The 17697-nt window shown below is 57.6% G+C and carries 11 protein-coding genes; 5 read left to right on the forward strand and 6 right to left on the reverse strand.

The window, feature by feature from the left end:
• Positions 1–305: 305 nt before the first annotated feature.
• Entirely contained in the window at positions 306–1334 is a 1029-nt protein-coding gene (gene trpD, locus RISK_RS15435; RefSeq protein WP_047815195.1) for an anthranilate phosphoribosyltransferase, read from the forward strand.
• A gap of 27 nt (positions 1335–1361) precedes the next feature.
• Here the strand turns inward: trpD and RISK_RS15440 are convergent, their stop codons facing one another.
• On the reverse strand, positions 1362–2900 hold the full coding sequence (locus RISK_RS15440) for a sulfatase family protein (RefSeq protein ID WP_047815196.1): 1539 nt from the start codon (positions 2898–2900) through the stop codon (positions 1362–1364).
• A gap of 113 nt (positions 2901–3013) precedes the next feature.
• Between RISK_RS15440 and RISK_RS15445 the strand changes: the two genes are divergently transcribed.
• Positions 3014–4486 (forward strand): sulfatase family protein, encoded by a 1473-nt coding sequence (locus RISK_RS15445; RefSeq protein ID WP_047815197.1) that lies wholly within the window; start codon positions 3014–3016, stop codon positions 4484–4486.
• Positions 4487–4642: 156 nt separating this feature from the next.
• On the forward strand, positions 4643–7033 hold the full coding sequence (locus RISK_RS15450; protein WP_047815269.1) for a hypothetical protein: 2391 nt from the start codon (positions 4643–4645) through the stop codon (positions 7031–7033).
• 234 nt (positions 7034–7267) lie between these two features.
• Here the strand turns inward: RISK_RS15450 and RISK_RS15455 are convergent, their stop codons facing one another.
• The gene (locus RISK_RS15455) at positions 7268–7657 is read right to left on the reverse strand and encodes a hypothetical protein (RefSeq protein WP_236696347.1); all 390 of its coding nucleotides are present in this window, start codon (positions 7655–7657) and stop codon (positions 7268–7270) included.
• Positions 7658–7953: 296 nt separating this feature from the next.
• Here RISK_RS15455 and RISK_RS15460 point away from each other — a divergent pair, with 296 nt between their 5' ends.
• Positions 7954–9369, forward strand: a complete 1416-nt coding sequence (locus tag RISK_RS15460) for a glucose-6-phosphate isomerase (RefSeq protein ID WP_047815198.1) — start codon at positions 7954–7956, stop codon at positions 9367–9369.
• A 91-nt stretch (positions 9370–9460) separates the two neighbouring features.
• On the opposite strand, the gene RISK_RS15465 is transcribed toward RISK_RS15460, so the two are convergent.
• A complete protein-coding gene (locus tag RISK_RS15465; protein WP_047815199.1) occupies positions 9461–10774 on the reverse strand; it encodes a DUF1552 domain-containing protein in 1314 nt (437 codons plus the stop codon).
• Positions 10775–10829: 55 nt separating this feature from the next.
• Positions 10830–13352 (reverse strand): DUF1592 domain-containing protein, encoded by a 2523-nt coding sequence (locus RISK_RS15470; RefSeq protein WP_102017598.1) that lies wholly within the window; start codon positions 13350–13352, stop codon positions 10830–10832.
• Positions 13353–13652: 300 nt separating this feature from the next.
• Between RISK_RS15470 and RISK_RS15475 the strand changes: the two genes are divergently transcribed.
• Complete coding sequence (locus tag RISK_RS15475; protein WP_236696348.1) at positions 13653–15515, forward strand: peptidase; 1863 nt, start codon at positions 13653–13655, stop codon at positions 15513–15515.
• A 58-nt stretch (positions 15516–15573) separates the two neighbouring features.
• Here the strand turns inward: RISK_RS15475 and RISK_RS15480 are convergent, their stop codons facing one another.
• Together RISK_RS15480 and RISK_RS15485 are read right to left on the reverse strand one after the other, a co-directional pair.
• Positions 15574–16230: an HAD family hydrolase gene (locus RISK_RS15480; protein WP_047815201.1), complete on the reverse strand. Its 657-nt coding sequence runs from the start codon at positions 16228–16230 to the stop codon at positions 15574–15576.
• A complete protein-coding gene (locus RISK_RS15485; RefSeq protein ID WP_047815202.1) occupies positions 16230–17540 on the reverse strand; it encodes an NAD(P)/FAD-dependent oxidoreductase in 1311 nt (436 codons plus the stop codon). Before RISK_RS15485 ends, RISK_RS15480 begins: the two co-directional genes overlap by 1 nt.
• Between the last annotated feature and the right edge of the window lie 157 nt (positions 17541–17697).

Genomic DNA, 17697 nt, shown 5'->3' on the forward strand with positions numbered 1-17697 from the left:
TTCTCTCTGCAAATCGCGTCGGAGCGGAGTGGGAATGGGTACGATGAGGCAACGTGGGAAAAATCTTTTCCACTGCCGAGTCTCACTCACCAGATTGGTACCGGAGTTCTCACGTGTTTCCGGCGGAGACGCGCCCAATCAATCGTGAAGAAATCCAGCGTCGTGTGCAAAGGCTCAGGGAGTGACGCCGGTTTCTCTGGAATCAGGCTGGCTCGCTTCGAATCGTGGCGGCAGACTACACTTGGGCATTCCCTCCCAAGTCGCGTTGCGAAAGCACGCTTTGATGCTCTTGTTTTGCCAGGCTGATGACTGATTTTTCGACTGATCCTTCGCTCACCTTTACGGATGCCATTGACCACGCTCGCGGTGGCAATGATTTGTCGGCGGAGCAAACCGGTGCCTTGATCGATGCGATGCTGCAAGGTGCGGCAAACGAAGATGCGGTCGGCCAACTTTTGCTGGCGCTGCGTGACAAGGGCGAGGCGGTCAGCGAACTGGTCGGGGCGGCCCGAGCGATGCGGAAGCACATGACTCGAATTGATCATGACCACGACGTGTTGCTGGACACGTGTGGCACCGGCGGCAGCGGATCGGGGACCTTCAATATTTCCACTGCGGTTGCGATCTTGGCTTCCGCATGTGGAGTCGCGGTGGCCAAACATGGCAATCGCCGCGCGACCAGCAAGACGGGCTCGGCGGATGTGCTGGAATGCTTGGGTGTCAAAATTGAATCCGAACCCGATCAGGTATCGCGCCGCCTCAACGATGTCGGCATCTGTTTTTGTTTCGCGGCCAAGTTGCACCCGGCGATGCGGCACGTGGTGTCGGTTCGTCGCCAGCTTGCTGTGCCGACACTGTTCAACTTGCTCGGACCGCTTTGCAATCCCGCTGGTGCGACGCATCAATTGCTCGGAACCGCGGCTCCTGAGACTCAAGCCAAGATTGCAGCGGCGCTCGCGGAACTGGACACGCAGCGGAGCTATGTCTTGCACGCCGAAGATGGGCAAGACGAAGTGTCGCTCGACGGTGCAACCTCGTGCATCGAAGTGGCCTCCGGCACTCAGCAGAACCACACTTGGACGCCGGCTGATTTTGGTTTGACCCCCGTGCATCAAAACGCTCTGGCCGCTGCCGACCCGTCGGAATCAGCCGAGATCATTCGCAGCCTCTTCACTGGCAGTCCCGGGCCGCAACGCGACACGGTGCTGGCAGGTTGTGCCGCGGCTCTGTGTCTCGTTGGGCGAGCCTCGTCTCTCGCGGAAGGCGTGCAATTGGCAGCGGACGCGATCGATTCCGGTGCGGCCCAAGACAAGCTGCGCCAACTCGCTGAGTGAAACGGCGGTTGGCTCGCTGGGCCAATGCTATTCCGGATAGCCGTCTTCGCGAATCGTTTGAAGCAGTGATTTCATTCGCTCGACCACTTCGGGATGTTCACCGGCGACGTTGTCACGTTGGCCGATGTCGACCGACAAGTCGTACAGTTCATGCGGTTGCTTGTCGTCCGCGGGGATCTGGCGGCGAGATTCCCAGCCCTTGTTTCGCCCACTGACGTAGCCGCTTTTGGCATCGATCAACAACCACTTGCCGTCTCGCAACGCGTATTCATCAACGCGAGTGTTTTGCACCAGCGATTGACGATGAGTTTGCCGGGAGTCTTTCAAGAGCGGCATCAAACTGCGTGAGTCTTTGGCTTGTCCATCTGGGATTGAATGACCGAGCATTTCCGCCATGGTCGCGAACACGTCGACCTGTGATACCAATGCGTCGCAAGTTGCTCCCGTGGCGGTGAGGCCTGGCCAATGAACGACAAATGGGACGTGGTGGCCGCCTTCGTAGAGATCGCGTTTCAATCCACGGAAAGGGTGCGACGACCAGTGGTCGAATTTTTCGTCGCGAACGTAAGCGTATTTCTCGGGCCCGTTGTCGGCCGAGAAAATCACGATCGTGTTCTCGCTTTGGCCCGATTCTTTCAACGCACGAAGCAGTTTGCCGCAGGCATCATCGGTTTCGCAGACGTAGTCGCCGTAGGGGCCCGCGCCGGATCGTCCATCGAACTCGTCGTTGGGGATGATCGGAGCGTGGGGCGCTGGGAACGCAAAGTACAGAAAGAATGGTTGGTCGGTTGCACTCTGTGAGCGGATGAACTGCACACCACGTTCGGTGGTGGACGGGATGTTTTGATACGGATCCCAGTCCGATGTCATGGGACCGGGACGGCATTCCCAGTTGCCTTCTTTGATCGGTTTCCACTTCGAGGTGTCCATGATCGTGTCGGGAGCTTTCACGACCTTGTCGTCTTCGATCCAGCAGTACGGAGGGAAGTTGATCACGGTGTCGCCGAAGTACGAATCGAATCCGTGAGCCAGGGGGCCGTCCGGAATTGATTGGGACCAATCAAACGCTTCGGGGCCCCAGCCCTTTTTTCGGCCGTTGCCAAACGGTTTGGCGTCGGGTTTTTTGATCGCGTCCCAGTCCCATCCCAGGTGCCACTTTCCAATCGCAGCGGTTTGGTAACCGTGTTGTTGAAACATCTCGGCCAGCGTCAGTTGTTCGGGTTCAAAAACGGATTGGCCAAACGCATTGACGATGCCATGGAAGTCACGCCAGTGATGGCGGCCGGTCAGCAACGCGTATCGGCTGGGCGTGCAGATTCCCGAGGACGAATGACCGTCGGTGAAACGCATGCCCTGGCGAGCCAATTGATCCAGATGAGGCGTGGGTATTTTTGAGTCGGCGTTCTGCACATTCAGGTCGCCGTAACCGAGGTCGTCGGCATACAGAATCAGGACGTTCGGATGCGGTTTTGTCTCCGCCAGCGACAAGGAAACACCCAGGACCGAGCCCAGGAAAACGAGAAACAGGCGGGCCAATGGGAATCGCAAAGTGGACTGGAGACGCATGGAAGTTATCGCCGCAAAAGTGCAGTTTTGTTGTGAAAAGCTGCTACTCTATCTGGGCCGACCACAGCTGTGGTCTTCACCCACCAAGAAAACTCCCTCCTGTTTGAAACATCATGATTGCAAGTTGGTTCCGAAAGGTTTGGTTCCGCCTCGTTTCGCCAGCGTTTTGCCTGAGCGTTTTTGCCGCTTTATTCGTTGGAAGCCAGGCCTTCGCTGCTGAAAATGCCCCGGATGCTTCCGCGAAAGCCACGGTTGCGTCCGGAAATGCCTCGGATTCCCCGATGAACGTGGTCGTTCTGTACGCCGATGATTGGCGTCACGACACGCTGGGGGTCGCTGGCAATCCGGTGGTGCAGACGCCGACGCTGGATGCGTTGGCGGGTGAGGGAATGCGATTCACTCAGAACTGTGTGACGACGTCGATCTGTGGAGTCAGTCGAGCTTGTTTGTTCACCGGGCAATGGATGTCGTCGCATGGTTGCGATGGCTTCAAACCTTTCGAAACACCTTGGCAACAAACCTATCCTGGTGTCTTGCGAGACAGCGGGTACTACGTCGGGCACGTTGGCAAATGGCACAACGGAAAATTCCCTGGTGAGAAATTCGATTTTGGCCGTTCTTATTACGGCAGGCACTGGTTCAAGATGCCCGATGGATCAAAGGTTCATGTCACGCAGCGAAATGAAAACGATGCCCTGGAGTTCCTCGGCAATCGCCCCAAGGATCAGCCCTTTTGTTTGACCGTCGCCTTCTTTGCGACGCACGCCGAGGATGGACATCCGCAGCAGTTCTTGCCGCAACCTGAAAGCATGCAGCTCTATCAGGACGTTGAGATTCCTGTGCCGGCCAATGCGACGGACGAGTCCTTTCATCGCTTGCCGAAATTCGTCGCCAATGAAGGCAACGAGGGACGCAATCGCTATCACTGGCGTTTCGACACGCCGGAGAAGTATCAGATCATGATGAAGAACTACTACCGACTGGCGACGGAAGTCGACTCGACCTGTGGCCGGATTTTGAAGGAGTTGGAAGAGCAGGGCGTGCTCGACAACACGTTGGTCATCTTCACCACCGACAACGGTTATTACCACGCGGAGCATGGGTTGGCGGACAAATGGTACCCCCACCAAGAAAGCATTCGCGTGCCGTTGATCATTCGCGACCCGCGGATGTCAGCGGACAAACATGGTTCGACCAATGATGATTTCACGTTGAGTGTTGATTTGGCTCCGACGATTCTGAATGCCGTTGGTGCGGACGTGCCCGATTCCATGCAGGGCCGCGATATGTCGGTTTTGTATGGTGCCAGCGACGCCGAGCAAGGCGATTGGCGTGACGAGTTCTTTTACGAGCACCCCACGATTCGCGACAAGAATTTCATTCCGACCTCGGAAGCCTTGGTGCAAAAAGACTGGAAGTATTTCTACTGGCCTGAATTCGATCGCGAGCAGTTGTTCCACATTGCGGAAGACCCGCATGAGGAAAATGATTTGGTCAACGATCCCGCTCATGCCGATCGGCTGGCGGCCATGCGGGCTCGGTTCCAAGAACTGAAACGCGAAGCGGCGTCCAAGTCGAACGGCTGACGCTGATTTCCGAACGAAGAAGTCCCAAAGAAAATCGATTCTGATTCGTTGTGCTGTTGGCGTTTCGCTGCTTGCCTCGGTTTAGAATCGAGGTCGGGTGTGTTGGCGCTCGCCGACGCGGTCCGGGCTTCTCTACGACTCTTCTGGAAATCAGTCATGTATGGCTTCTTTGGGAAGCGAGCCCTGTTGGGTTCGTGGATGTGTCTTGTTGCGTTTCCGCTGTCGGCTCAAGAGTTGAATGAGCGACCTCCCAAACGATCGGTCGAAAGACCGGCCGAGCAAGAGATTCCAAAGCTCGAATTGTCGCTTCGGTCGGTCACGCTGCATGCCGCCGGGAAAGGCTGGTTCGAATATCGCGGCACGATCACTGGACCAGGCGTCTTCCGTGTGGAGGTCGGCGAATTTGAACTGAACGAAGCGGTTCGGGTGTCGCGCATTCTGGACCCCTCGGCGGCGAGTGAGATTCGAATGGTGTCGCCGCCGGACCCGGTGCAACCCACCAAGACACTGCCGAATACACGGACGCTGGGTGATCTGTTGGTGTCGATGAAAGGCCAACGCATCGTCGCGACGGAGCATTCGGGCAAGAAGGTCGAAGGCACGCTGGTCGCAGTGGAGCAACGCACTGAGATCGTCGATGAGCAACGACTCGAGCGTGAAGTCATGACGGTGTTGACCGGAACGGGCCTGAGTTCGATGTGGGTGGATGACTTCGCTTCGATTGAAGCCTTGGACCAGGGCTTTCAGTCACGACTGCGGGAGGCGTTGGAGCAGGAGTCCCGCCCGGCGGAATTGGCCACCCATGCGGTCGAGTTTCGGTTCGGGGATGGCCCAGAACGAGAGGTCAGGGTTGGGCTGATGCGTTCGGTCCCGATGTGGAAAGTCAGCTACCGGATCGAAGGCGATCAGCTGATTCATCGCAGCATCGTTGAAAACACTTCGGGGATTGATTGGGAAGGCGTCGAGTTGAGCTTGATCGACGGCAGCCCTGTCCTGTTCACGATGGATTTACGCTCGGTCCTGCGAGCCAGATTGGAATCACTGCAACGCCCATCAAGACAAGTTGCAATGGCGCCACGGTTCAGCGAATCGTTGGGACGAGCCTATGACGACCTCGATTTCGCAGGACCAGGGATCCCCGAAGAGACGATCGGTATGGATGGTGGCATGGACATGATGGGAATGGACATGGGAGGTGACATGGGAGGTGACATGGGAGGTGACATGGGAGGTGGCATGGGAGGTGGCATGGGAGGTGGCATGGGAGGTGGCATGGGAGGTGGCATGGGAGGTGGCATGGGAGGTGGCATGGGAGGTGGCGCGTTTGGAGCAATGCCGGGTCGTGCCAGCGGCAACGCATCGGTGGATTTGTTCGCAAGCGACTCCGGTTACGGGGATTCGCTGAATCAGGTGTTGAACGATACCACGGACGCCCCCGCCGGCAGCACCTTGGAGTTGCAGTTTGAATCGGTTGGTTTGGAGAACGGCAAGACGGCTTTGTTGGACACGCTGATCGATCCGGTGTCGGTCAACGACGTGTCCGTTTATCGCCAGTCCTATCATCCAACGGCAACGCTGTTGTGCCTCGAGATCGTAAACAACACTCCCGCACTGCTACCGTCGGGCCCCGGCAGTGTTTTGGCTGGCGAGCAAATGCGATCGATCCTCGGCGAGTTTGTGCTTCCCGACTTGGCACCGTCTGTCAAACGATTGGTGGGTTATGCGATGGACGGTGGCGTTCGCGTCACGACGCATCCAGTCGAAACCACCTCCGAGCAGCAATCGATTCAGATTGACCCGAAGTTGCATCTGATCACGATCCAGAGCCGGCATCAACGCGAGACGCAGTACGACATTTTGAACCGTTCAGGAGATGATCGAACCGTGATCTTGGAGATCTCTTTGCCACCGGCACCGTACGAGTGGCAGGCGTTGGAAGACCAGGACATCGAGATTGAGAAAACGGACGCGTGGCACCGACTGAGAGTCAATCTGCCGGATGGTGCATCTCGCGAAATCGTGACCACGGAACAGCATACAGCGGACGACCCCAATCGCTGGGGTGAGATCTCCTTGGGCACCCTGGAACGGTGGGTCGCCGAAGCCAAGTGGGAGAAAGGGCAACTCGAAATGCTGCAACGCATTTTGGGAAATCGACGCGAACTCAACGACACCGACCGCACGTTGGAAGGGTTGCTGAATCTGCGAAAACACTTGGTGGCGGAATTGGAACGGGTGTCGAATCAGTTGACTCGCCAACGCGGCAGCAGTGCGTTCCCACGGGAAGTGATCCAGCGTTATCAAACGGAGTTGCTCAAACTTGAAAACCGGATGGCTCAGTGTGAGCAACGCATGCAAGAGCTTGCGAAGCAGCGGCGAGAGTTGGTCGATGAGCTTGGCATGGACCGCGACCTGCCATCCTCGCTGTCTGAATTAACGGGGTTGGTTGTCGACACCGAGTTAATCCCTGATGGCATGTCAAACGTGTTGCCATCCGAGTCGACCACGCCTGCCACGGGCGGGAGCGACGACCCATTTGGCAGGTAGGCAGGAACGATTGGGTTCATCCCGTGAGCCGTTGGGGCGTTCGCCCCGGTTGTGCGTGGGAACCTTGGCGAACGCCAAGCGGCTCACATACCCGATGACACCTGCCTGCTTAGCGGTGCTGCGCAAGTCGGCCGGTGAGGAACCGGAGGGCTCGCGCCCTTCCGCTACGTCACTTGTTGTTCACGCGGTTTTTCGAAGCACCCATTTGGGAGTGGAGCAAAACCGCCACCTGTTTCAGTTGTTGCTGAAGTGCATTTTGAGATTGCGTTCGCGGCCCAGCGGGTTGCTGCGGTAGCGACGGTAGCACGATTCGCACAAGTCGAACGTTTGCGTGACAACTTCGCCGGTTGAAATGGGAGCGTCGTGCAGTTCGATGGTCGCGTCCGCAAAGCACCCCGGGTCGCTTTCGTTGCGAGGCAACGCAGGATCGTGGTCGATCATTTCGACCAGTTCATCTTCTGCTTCATCTGCCTCGATCGCTTGGTGCAGAGCGTCCAAGTGATCCACGGCTTCGTCGTCGTTCCATTCCTCTTCCAACTTTTGTACCTCGATCGCAATGGTGTATCGAGAGCTTTGTGTGGGGTCAATTTCTTGTCGACATCGATCACATGTGTAGTGAATCATCTCGAAGTGACTCGCCAGAATAAATGAAAGGCAATTGCCAAAAGATAAGTGGCGGCAGACTCACATCGCATTCGCGATTGTTTCTCCGCCTGCTGTCCATGTTACTTCTCGGCGCAGGGTGCTCGCAAGCGTTTTCTTTTCGCGTCAGTCATGATCACGTGCGACGGGCTGCGAATCTCTCGCACCCTGCCCAGCGACGGGCGATCCAGTATCATCGTCGCTCGTGGGCACTGCGGTGTCATTTCATCCTGTTCAACCATTGAGATTCCTCTCCCCTTTTCTTCACGGACCCCATCATGAGCTTGCTCCGTTTCGACGCTTCCGGATCGATCAACGACGACTACGGGATCACACAGTCGCAAATCGATTCTTTGAAGGGCCAGATGGAAACCCTTCGCACTGAGATGGTCGAAACCGATCAAAAGCAATACGAATCGGGCGACATCCCCGCTGACAAGCAGCCACTGGATGCACGCTTCTTTTGGTTGCCGGAAGAAATGTTGGAGGCCTACTCGAAAGAACGCGAAGCCTCGGAGCTGGGACGGATTTTCAAGGTCGCCAACGGGCTGCATGATCAAATTGACGCAGCCGTGGTTTTGGGCATTGGCGGGTCCTACATGGGCGCTCGCGCGATGATGGAAGCCTGTTGCGATCCGTATCACAACGAAATGAGCCGCGCCGCTCGAGGCAGCAAACCTCGGATGTATTTCGAGGGCAACAACGTCGACAACGACGCTTCGGACTCGCTGCTGCAACGCGTGCAAGCAGGCGGTTACGGGGACAGCGACGCCGAAAAACGGCATGCGATCATTGTGATCAGCAAGAGTGGTGGAACGATGGAAACCGCCGTCGCGTTCCGTCAGTTCCTGGCCAATTTGGAATCGGAACTGGGGGCTGAGTCCGAGGAATGGTTGTCGCGTTTGGTCGTTCCGGTGACCGGCGAAAGCGGCAAACTGCACGATTTGGCAACCGCCATTGGTTGCGATGAAATCTTCACCGTGCCCGATGGAGTCGGCGGCCGCTTCAGCGTCCTGTCGCCCGTTGGATTGGTCCCTGCTGCGTTCCTCGGTTTGGACTGCATGAAGTTGCTCGAAGGTGCTGTGGCAATGAACGAGCACTTCAAGACCGCGGACTATGCTGACAACGTGGTGATGCAATACGTGGCCGTGAACCACCTGCTGTCACAACACCGCGACAAATCGATTCGCGTGATGAGCGTTTGGAGCAAGGCGCTGGAGTCGGTGGGAATGTGGTACGACCAGTTGCTGGCCGAATCCAATGGCAAAGATGGCAAGGGGGTCACGCCGCTGACAACACTGAACACGCGCGATTTGCACAGCCGTCACCAGCAGCACCAACAAGGTCGCAACGACAAAGTCTTCAACAATGTGATCGTGGAATCGCAGCGGACGGATTCGTTGGCCGTCGGTCACTCGGAACGCAATCAAGACACGCTGAACGACATCGCTGAAAAAACGTTGCCAGAAATCATGGCGGCGGCGATCAAGGGAACCAACGATGCATTGCACGCTGATGGGCGTCCCACGACCGACATCATCTTGCCTCAGATCGACACGCACGTGCTGGGGCAGTTGTTCCAAATGCTGATGATCGCAACTGTGATCGAAGGTCGCTTGCTGGGCATCAATCCCTACGGGCAACCCGGTGTGGAACAGTACAAGACCAACATGAACAAGAACCTTGGTCGCTGAGTTCCCGAGGAGGTGAACCGTAGTGGACGAGGCAACGAGTCCTTCCCCACGCAAGGGACTCATTGCTTCGTCCACTACGTTGTCTCGTCCCCTACAGGGTGGATTCCAGGCCGGTGATGCCGGCCGCGGTGCTGGATCCAAAGGTGTCGATCTCGACGCCCATGCGTTGAGCGAGGTCGACGTACAGGTTGCACAGCGGCGTGTTGTCGGCCGCGTCATGGGCCACGTACTCACCGTGTCGGTAACCGCCGCCGGCGAGCAAGATGGGAAGGTTTCGCCAGTCGTGGGCGCTGGCGTTGCCCAGGTTGGATCCAAACATCACGGCGGTGTGATCGAGCAGCGGTTGACCGTTTTCTTGGATGGATTTCAGTTGGTCGAGGAACTCACCAAAGGCCTCCCATTCCGCCGCTTCGATTCGCTTCAATTCGGCGATCTTCTCGGGATCTTTTCCATGATGCGACAACCCGTGCCAGTCACTTTGGACCCCCGGGATTTGAGGGACCGAATTCAGACCGGCCAATTGGAAGGTGATGGTTCGAGTGGAATCGGTCTGCAGTGCCAGTGCAATCGTCCGGTACATCAATTTCTGCCGCTCAATCGCGAGGGCTTTGTCGTTGATGTCGGACAGTGGTTGTTCGTCGACAGCCGGTTTGGGACGCCGGACCCAGCCCTCGGACTGCTGCAGGCGTGATTCTAGGTCACGGACGGAGAGCAAGTATTCGTCCAGTTTCTGTTGGTCGCGAATTCCGAGTTCGCGTTTGAGCGAATCGGCCCGTGCGCCGACCGTGTCGAGCACGCTGCGTCCACGACGAAGGCGATCGAGGTCCGACTCGACTTCGTGCGGTTTGCCATCGACGAACATCGCTGCAAAAAGTTTGGCAGGCGAATGCTGAGCGGGAATCTCGACGCCGCTGGATGTCCACGACAGCGATTGGCCACCTGTCGTCAGTGCCAAAAACGGAAAGCGTGTCTTCAGCCCAATTTGATTCGCAATCAGTTGATCGAGCGAGATCGTGTTGCGGAAACCTGCCAATCCAGGACGCCGTGCCGCTGTCAACCAAGTCAGTTCTGAAGCGTGCCCGTTGTTGCCATTTTGTTCGGGGTGAGAGAGTCCGGAGAACAGGCTGAAGTCTTCCCGGTGCTGCTGGACCTTTTCCAAGTACGGCGTGGTTGCATAGTCCCGGCCGGTGGAATCAGGAAACAAGTGCCCGCCGTGAAAACCCAAGGAGGCGCAGATGGCGACGAACCGTTTGGGCGTCGATTCCACACCCGAGGCTGGATCATTGCCCAAGACTCGTTGGCCGAGCGAGGGTCCCATCGCTTCCAGAAACGGCAATGCCAACGCAGCACCACCCGCGGATCGCAGCAAGCGTCGTCGAGACATCGGCCGAGACGGAATCAACATGGTGTTTTCTTGGGGAATGACGTGGGCGGCGTTGGGATTGGCGAGAATGCGATGGTCACTTGGTTCGAAAGATTTCGCTGGCGACGACCAAGGCCAACAGGGTGCGAAGGCGATGTCCCCGCTGAGCAGATTGACGTGTCAGGGATTCAATCTCGGCGCGATCCGAGAACCCCATTTCGCGACCGGTCGCAAACGTCAACCACTTGGTGATCAATGATCTCGCGAGCTGATCGGGATCTTTCAGCAGGCATTCTCGAAACGCTTCAAAACCGTCGAAGGACTCACCCGAAGGAAGCGCTCCGCTGGAATCAACCGGCAGCCCCAACCGATATTGTACCCGTCGGTTGTTGATGTGCAGGTCGACTCGTTCGCCTTCGCCGAGGCTGCGGTAACGTTCTCGCCAGCCGCCAATGGGATTGAAACTCTCGAGTGCGAACCCGGGCGGGTCAATCAACGCGTGGCAGGCGCGACAAGAGTCTTCGTTGCGGTGTTGATCGAGAAGCTGACGAAGTGTTGCGGCCCCACGAATATCGGGTTCGACACCGGAAATGCCTGGCGGAGGCGGGGCGGGGTGCACGCCGAGCAAGCGTTCGGTCACCCACACGCCGCGAACGACTGGCGAGGTGTTGGTGCCGTTGGCGGTCACCTTCAGCACGCTGGCTTGGCTGAGCAATCCGCCGCGGACGGAATCCTCTGGCAGTGGCACACGGCGGATCTCGGCATGGTCGACTCCTGCGATTCCGTAGTGATCGGCCAGACGCTGGTTCAGCATGGCGAAATCGGACTTCACCAAATTCGTCACCGGCAAATTTTCGCGAATCAAGGTCGCAAAGAATCGACGCGTTTCTTCCAGCGTGCTATCACGCAGGTACGTGTCGTACTCGGGGAACAGTTGTTGATCGGGGCTGGTTTGGTCAATGTCTCGCAGGTTCAGCCAAGCGTCGGTGAAGTCGACCACGAATCGTTCGAACCGGGGATCGTCGACCAATCGCTTCGCGTGCTGCAGCAATGATTCCGTCGAGCGGGTCAGTTCGTGCTGTTCCGCGGCTCGCAACAAGTCTGCGTCCGGTGTGGTGCGATGGAAAAGATATGACAACCGAGTCGCAAGTGCATGGTCGTCCAGTTCGCCGGCGGGTTCACGCAAGTACAGGAAGTCTGGCGAGCAAAGGATTGCCGCGACGGCAGTTCGCAAGGCTTCTTCGGTGGACGCGTCGCGTTCCTGCTCCACATGGAACAGATCGATGTACGGCAGCAACTCCTGGTCGGTGACCGGACGCCTCATGGCGGTTGAGGCAACTCGTTGCAACGTGCCTCGCAAGGACTCGGCGATGTTGTCGCTGGTCAGTTCGAACTCGGGTTTGTACCACGACTTTTCTCGCTTCGATGGCGGGTTGGGCATGATCTCGTTGCGTTGCCAGCCGTCGAAGATCAAACGATGCCCACGCGAAGGAAATTCCTCGTGCAGGGGACCTTCGACACGCACCTTCGCGATCGCCAGACCAGGCCCGGTGTACCCGTCCACGCCTTCATTGCGAATGTGGTAATCGCGAACCACCAAGCCATACGGAATGATGTTCAGCATGTAGCGATATTCCAGATGCGCGGTCAATTCGATGGTGGTCATCTCGCCGTTTGGACCGAGCGGCGGCATGTCGAAGTAACCCAGCGTCGGCCGTTCGCTCCCGCGTGCGAAGCTTTTTGCACCAACATAAAACGGAATCTTCTCGTCCGTTTGGTGAGCGTACCCGGTGATCGAAATTCGGTAGCGTCCGGATTCTGGGATACTGGTGGTGCGAAGCATGCCATCGGGATAGCCGAAGTCTTGGTAGAACACGACCGAACCATCGTCGAGTTGTTTCCACACCTTGCCCAGATGTGTTTCGGCTTCGCGTGTTTCGGCGTAGTGGGTGTCGATGGTGTGCGTTTCAGGCGATTCGGCTGTCTTCGCAATCGCGGTGTCCAGCACCAGGTCAGCGGCATCGAGGTAGCGTTCCAGGTGGACCATCGAGATCCCCAGTGTTTCTCCCACGTTGTCGAATTCATGGCTGCGTCCGTCGGCGGGCAGCAGTGATTCGAGTTCGAGGGCGGTGCCGAACAAATCGTTGAGCGTGTTCTCGTATTCGCGGCGATTGAGTCGTCGTAGGACCGTGCCTTTTTCGGCGGCGTGATATTGCGTCAGCGGCGCAGCCAACGCGGTTGTGAAATCGGAGCGGTCGGACGCGTTGAGTGTGGTGGCATCTGGCGGCGGCATTTCGCCCGATTGGACGCGATCGTGAATGCGGACCCAGGCGGACAAATCAGCCGCTCCCGTGATTGTTTGACCGAGTGTGTCCAGGTCGAGACCACCTTCGGATGCTCCGTCGGCGTGGCAGTCCCAACAATGAGCTTGCAAGAACGTCTGGATTCTGGGGGCGGAAACCGGAGTGGGGTCAGCAGCATCGGATTTCGTCGATCGCCCGGTCGAGATCGCAACCACCACCGCCGCCAACACAGCAATCGGCCGCACCCACGACGCCGAGGACGACCATCGAGAGGGGCAGTCAGTTGGGGCCGAACGGGTCGCAGGTGGCTTGCTCATGTCAGGATTTTAGTCCATCGACTTCTTGGGCGTGCGAGTCACGGTCATTCGTCCCGCCGCGGAGCGGTTGAGACAGGCGACTTGGCCGCTGCGGCGAGCGGAGTTGGGAGTCCGTTTGCGAAAAATTTGGTAACACAATTTGGCAAAATTCGCTTGGGAGGGTAGCTTGTCCCCCTGAGAGAGATTCCTGGCGGGGTTCCCGGACCGATGTTTCCAGGCAAAACGATTTGAATTCCAAGTGGGTGCCCGCGGCAATGGGCGTGGCTTGCTTTCCGGTGCCCTCCTGACGAGGCAGTTGATATGTGTTTGCAACCGTTCCCAACCGCTTGTTTGGCCGTTCTTTCAGCGTTGATGACGCTGGGCTGGTCTTCGGTGGGGCAATCTCAAGGAACCGTGACGTGGCACAGCACGGCGGGATCGAGCGTGAATGCCGAGTTGCTCCGAATCGATGATTCGAAGCTCTATCTGCAGATGGAAGGCAATCGATCGCCGGTGGAGGTTCCTCTGGACAGCCTCACCGCTGAGTCGCGATTGCAGGCGATGCAGATTTGGTACAACGAACGTGATGCGAAGCAGTTTCAGATGATTCGCCAACATCTGCCCGGCATGTATGAACGTCCGGGGGCCGTCAGTCGACTGTTGCTGGAAATTCACAAGGCGATCCCCGAAAGCCCCTACGCAGGAATTTGGGCGGGCGTTGGTCTTTCCGAGGGTGAGAACAACTTGGAGCTCTCCAAGCGGTTGTTGTTGCAAGCGATCAAACGCATCGAAGCTCAACAAGAAGTCATGGCGGGGCGCCACTCAATGACCTTGGCATCGGCTCGGAACAACTTGGGTGTGGTGGCGCTCAAGCAGCAAGAAGCCAATCCAGCGGCATCGTCGTTCATCGCGGGGGTCCAATCCTCCAACGTGGTGTCGGCGGTGCTGGAACACAACATGCAATTGCTGGCTCAAACTGATTCTCAGCGGTCAGGTTTGATCGAGTTGGCACCGCGACTTCGCAGCGAATTGCTGGTCACGTTGGCGTCCGCTGACGTCAGCACGTCCAAACCGAATCTGAAGGAAAGTCTGTATTACACACTGGATTTTGATCTTCCGATTGAGGCTGGCGCAGGAAACCGCAAGATCGAGGGACTGGACAGTCCCAGCGTGTTCATGGAGTTGGTGGCAATCGGGACGGGCTTTGTCGTGTCTCCCGGGATGGTGCTGACATCCACCGACGTGATCACCAACACAGAATCCGATGGCCCCAAGATGCTGACCGTGGGTTCGTATCAACACGGCATCTTCAAGACACTGACCTGCAAGAATTGCTTGATGACCGCCCCGAAGATTTCGGCGCGGAATGGGATCGTGATCCGCACCAACACGACCGTCGGATCGGTCACGCGGTTTCGGATCACACCTCATCGCGCCGGTTCATCGGATGCCGAGTTGGCTGCGCTGCACGTTCCGGGTTTGGACCTGACGCCGCTTTGCATCGCCGATGACACGCCCGGTGTGGCCTCTGAGTTGAAACTCTACGGCTATGACCCGGGGCAAAATCTAGTCAAAGAAGGTGTGCAGGAATTTCTGGGGAGCGTGTCGACCGAACCGAATCGTCAGGGTGTCCAAAACGTTTCCAACGAAACCACGGGCGGTAACCGAGGCGGACCATTGATGGGCGACGACAAAGCCGTCCACGGGATTGTCTTTGCCATGTCAAAGAACGAATTGGAAACCGGTGGGCGAGCCTTTGGTGCGCGGATGATTCGGTCCTGGTTCAATCGCAATGTGCGGACGACCTCGTTGACCAGTGTCGAGGATCTGCCGTTGGAGAAACGATTCGATCCAAAAGCGTCTGTGGTGCCGGTGTTTGTCTGGGGCGTGAAGTCAGGAAATGGATTGTTCAGCGACGTCGCTGATGGCACTGGGCCGAGCGAATCACTGATGATCGAAAACACCTGGTGCGTGGCTTGCATGGGCACTGCCTACCAAGATTGTCCGAACTGTGTGAACGGAGCCCAGAGCTATCGCAAGCGGGAGGTCGTCTCCTCATCCCGGATCTCCGGCGACGTGTACGCCCCCGTTGTCAAAAAGAAACGCTGCCCAACCTGCAAAGGGGCTGGCAAATTGCGATGCCCGCACTGTGACCATGGACGCCTCGACACGCGACGTCGTTGAGCGTTCGGGCCGATGGCTGAAACGGGACGACGTTTGAAATGGATGACCGTCGAAGTGGTCAGGCGTTGATGCGAACGTCCACCCAGTCCATGCCGGCTCGTTGAGCCGCTTCGAAACCCAGTGGGCTGTCTTCAAAGACGAGGCAGCGTTTGGGATCGATGCCCATTCGTTCCGCAGCACACAAGAACACATCAGGTTCCGGTTTGTGCAGTTCCGTGTCTTCACTGCCGACCAACACGGGGAACCAATCTGCGACGCCGATGGTTCGCAGTTGATCCGCGACGATGTCTCGCATGCCGCCGCTGGCCACGGACATGGCGATGCGGTGGAGGTGGCGTTCGGCGATTTCGATGACGTGGGCGAGACGCTCGACTTCGGGGATGCGAGCGATGAAAGCTGCTTCCTTTTCCTCGGTCGCCAAGTCGACGTCGATCGTCACCCCTTGTTCCGAGCTCAGCACCTCGATGATCTTTTCGCTGGGCATCCCCCCCATGGCGTAGAACCGTGGTTCAGGAAATTCGATCCCGTGACGCGTCATCGTTTCGTGCCACGCCAGGTAGTGCAGCGGCATCGAATTGGTGAGCGTTCCGTCGCAGTCGAAGATCAAGCCTTCGTAGCGACCCGCCAAATCATGGGCGATCACGGACTCCAGCGGCAATTGGCCGGAATCATCGGGGCGAAGGAGCGAGGCAGTGTCAGTTTCAGATGGAGGCATTAAGTCGACATGGGTTTGGTGTCAGCCATGGAATCCGATTTGGACATGGCGTTGGCCCGGGCCATTTCGATGGAACGATCGAGGGCTGGGAACATTTTGCCTGCATCTTCGTGGAAGACCCGCCCAATCAGCAAGTCCGTCACATTGCCGCGGTATTCGGGATGTTCTTTCATGAATCGACCGATGCTGAAATCTTTGTTGTAAAAAGCGTGCACGAGTTCGCGAATCCTTGACGCACCTTCTTTGAAATCCTCGGTCCAGTTTCCAAGTTGCTCGGCGGACAGGTCGTCTTTTTTCAAACCGTCCACGATTGCGTCACCGGCCCGCACGCCCATTTCCAGTGCGAAATACACTCCGGAAGAGTAGACCGGGTCGATGAAACCCAGTGCGTCACCGATCAGCACCCAGCCGGGGCCGGCGTGGCGGCGGGTCATGTAGCTGAATTCTTTGGCCGTGGTGATCTTGGCCACGCGAGTGGCATTGGCCAGTCGTGGCTGCAGGCCGGGGCACAGGGCCAGTTCTTCCTCGAAAACTTGTTCGGGCGTCCCACGGCCCTTGAGCAGGAAGTCGTTGTCACCGACGCATCCGACACTGGTGACTCCCCGGGATTGTGGGATGAACCAGAACCATGAGTCTCGCGACTTTGTGTACAGAATGATGGTGGCGCCGTCGTTGTCGCCTTCTCCCCGCACCGCATCGCGGTAATACGTCCAGATCGCAGCCTTCTTCAGATCCGGATTGATCTCTCGAAGCCCCAGTTTTCCGGCCATGAACGACTGTTGGCCCGTCGCATCGACGACGACTTGGCAGCGAATCGTGCGTTCGGTGCCATCGGCGGTTCGGACGACCACGGCACGGGCCACCGGTTGATCGGGGCTTTCGCCGGGTTCGGTGTGGACGTCGACCAATCGGGTCTGGTCGAGGCAGTCGGCACCCAGTTCGGAGGCTCGGTCAAACAGCATTTTGTCAAATTCGCTGCGTTCGACTTGCCAGGTTGTGCTGCACTCCCGTTCATCATGTTCGCGAAAAAAGAAGGGGGCAGATTCTTTGCCCGTGTGAGTGACAAATTGGACGCTTTTCTTCGTCTGCCATCCCGATCGTTTGACTTGATCGATCAAACCGAGTCGTTCCAGTGGCCAGTAGCACTCTGGCATCAGCGATTCGCCGACGTGGAACCGGGGCACCGGATCTCGTTCGATCAACAGGGTGCTGGCACCGGATTCAGCGACAATCGAAGCAGCAGTACAGCCGGCGGGGCCTCCACCAATCACCACGCAATCGTAGGAATCCTTCATGTTTGGCAAACTCATCTGCAAAGGGAAAGTTGGATCGGAAAAAGGCGAGCAGGCGGTGTCTGGTGTAGCGGAAAGGTCGCTTAGCAGACAACGTGGTTGTTTTTCGCCAATGTCAGGTGGCGTTGAACACCTCGAATACGCCATCATAGCGGGGTAGCAACTCGATCTTGAG

The organism is Rhodopirellula islandica, from assembly GCF_001027925.1.
GTDB lineage: Bacteria > Planctomycetota > Planctomycetia > Pirellulales > Pirellulaceae > Rhodopirellula > Rhodopirellula islandica.

Bases quoted from the DNA above. Each gene is read 5' to 3' on its own strand.
- trpD (WP_047815195.1), top strand. From the start codon at position 306: ATGACTGATTTTTCGACTGATCCTTCGCTCACCTTTACGGATGCCATT.
- RISK_RS15440 (WP_047815196.1), bottom strand. From the start codon at position 2,900: ATGCGTCTCCAGTCCACTTTGCGATTCCCATTGGCCCGCCTGTTTCTC.
- RISK_RS15445 (WP_047815197.1), top strand. From the start codon at position 3,014: ATGATTGCAAGTTGGTTCCGAAAGGTTTGGTTCCGCCTCGTTTCGCCA.
- RISK_RS15450 (WP_047815269.1), top strand. From the start codon at position 4,643: ATGTATGGCTTCTTTGGGAAGCGAGCCCTGTTGGGTTCGTGGATGTGT.
- RISK_RS15455 (WP_236696347.1), bottom strand. From the start codon at position 7,657: ATGATTCACTACACATGTGATCGATGTCGACAAGAAATTGACCCCACA.
- RISK_RS15460 (WP_047815198.1), top strand. From the start codon at position 7,954: ATGAGCTTGCTCCGTTTCGACGCTTCCGGATCGATCAACGACGACTAC.
- RISK_RS15465 (WP_047815199.1), bottom strand. From the start codon at position 10,774: ATGTTGATTCCGTCTCGGCCGATGTCTCGACGACGCTTGCTGCGATCC.
- RISK_RS15470 (WP_102017598.1), bottom strand. From the start codon at position 13,352: ATGAGCAAGCCACCTGCGACCCGTTCGGCCCCAACTGACTGCCCCTCT.
- RISK_RS15475 (WP_236696348.1), top strand. From the start codon at position 13,653: ATGTGTTTGCAACCGTTCCCAACCGCTTGTTTGGCCGTTCTTTCAGCG.
- RISK_RS15480 (WP_047815201.1), bottom strand. From the start codon at position 16,230: ATGCCTCCATCTGAAACTGACACTGCCTCGCTCCTTCGCCCCGATGAT.
- RISK_RS15485 (WP_047815202.1), bottom strand. From the start codon at position 17,540: ATGAGTTTGCCAAACATGAAGGATTCCTACGATTGCGTGGTGATTGGT.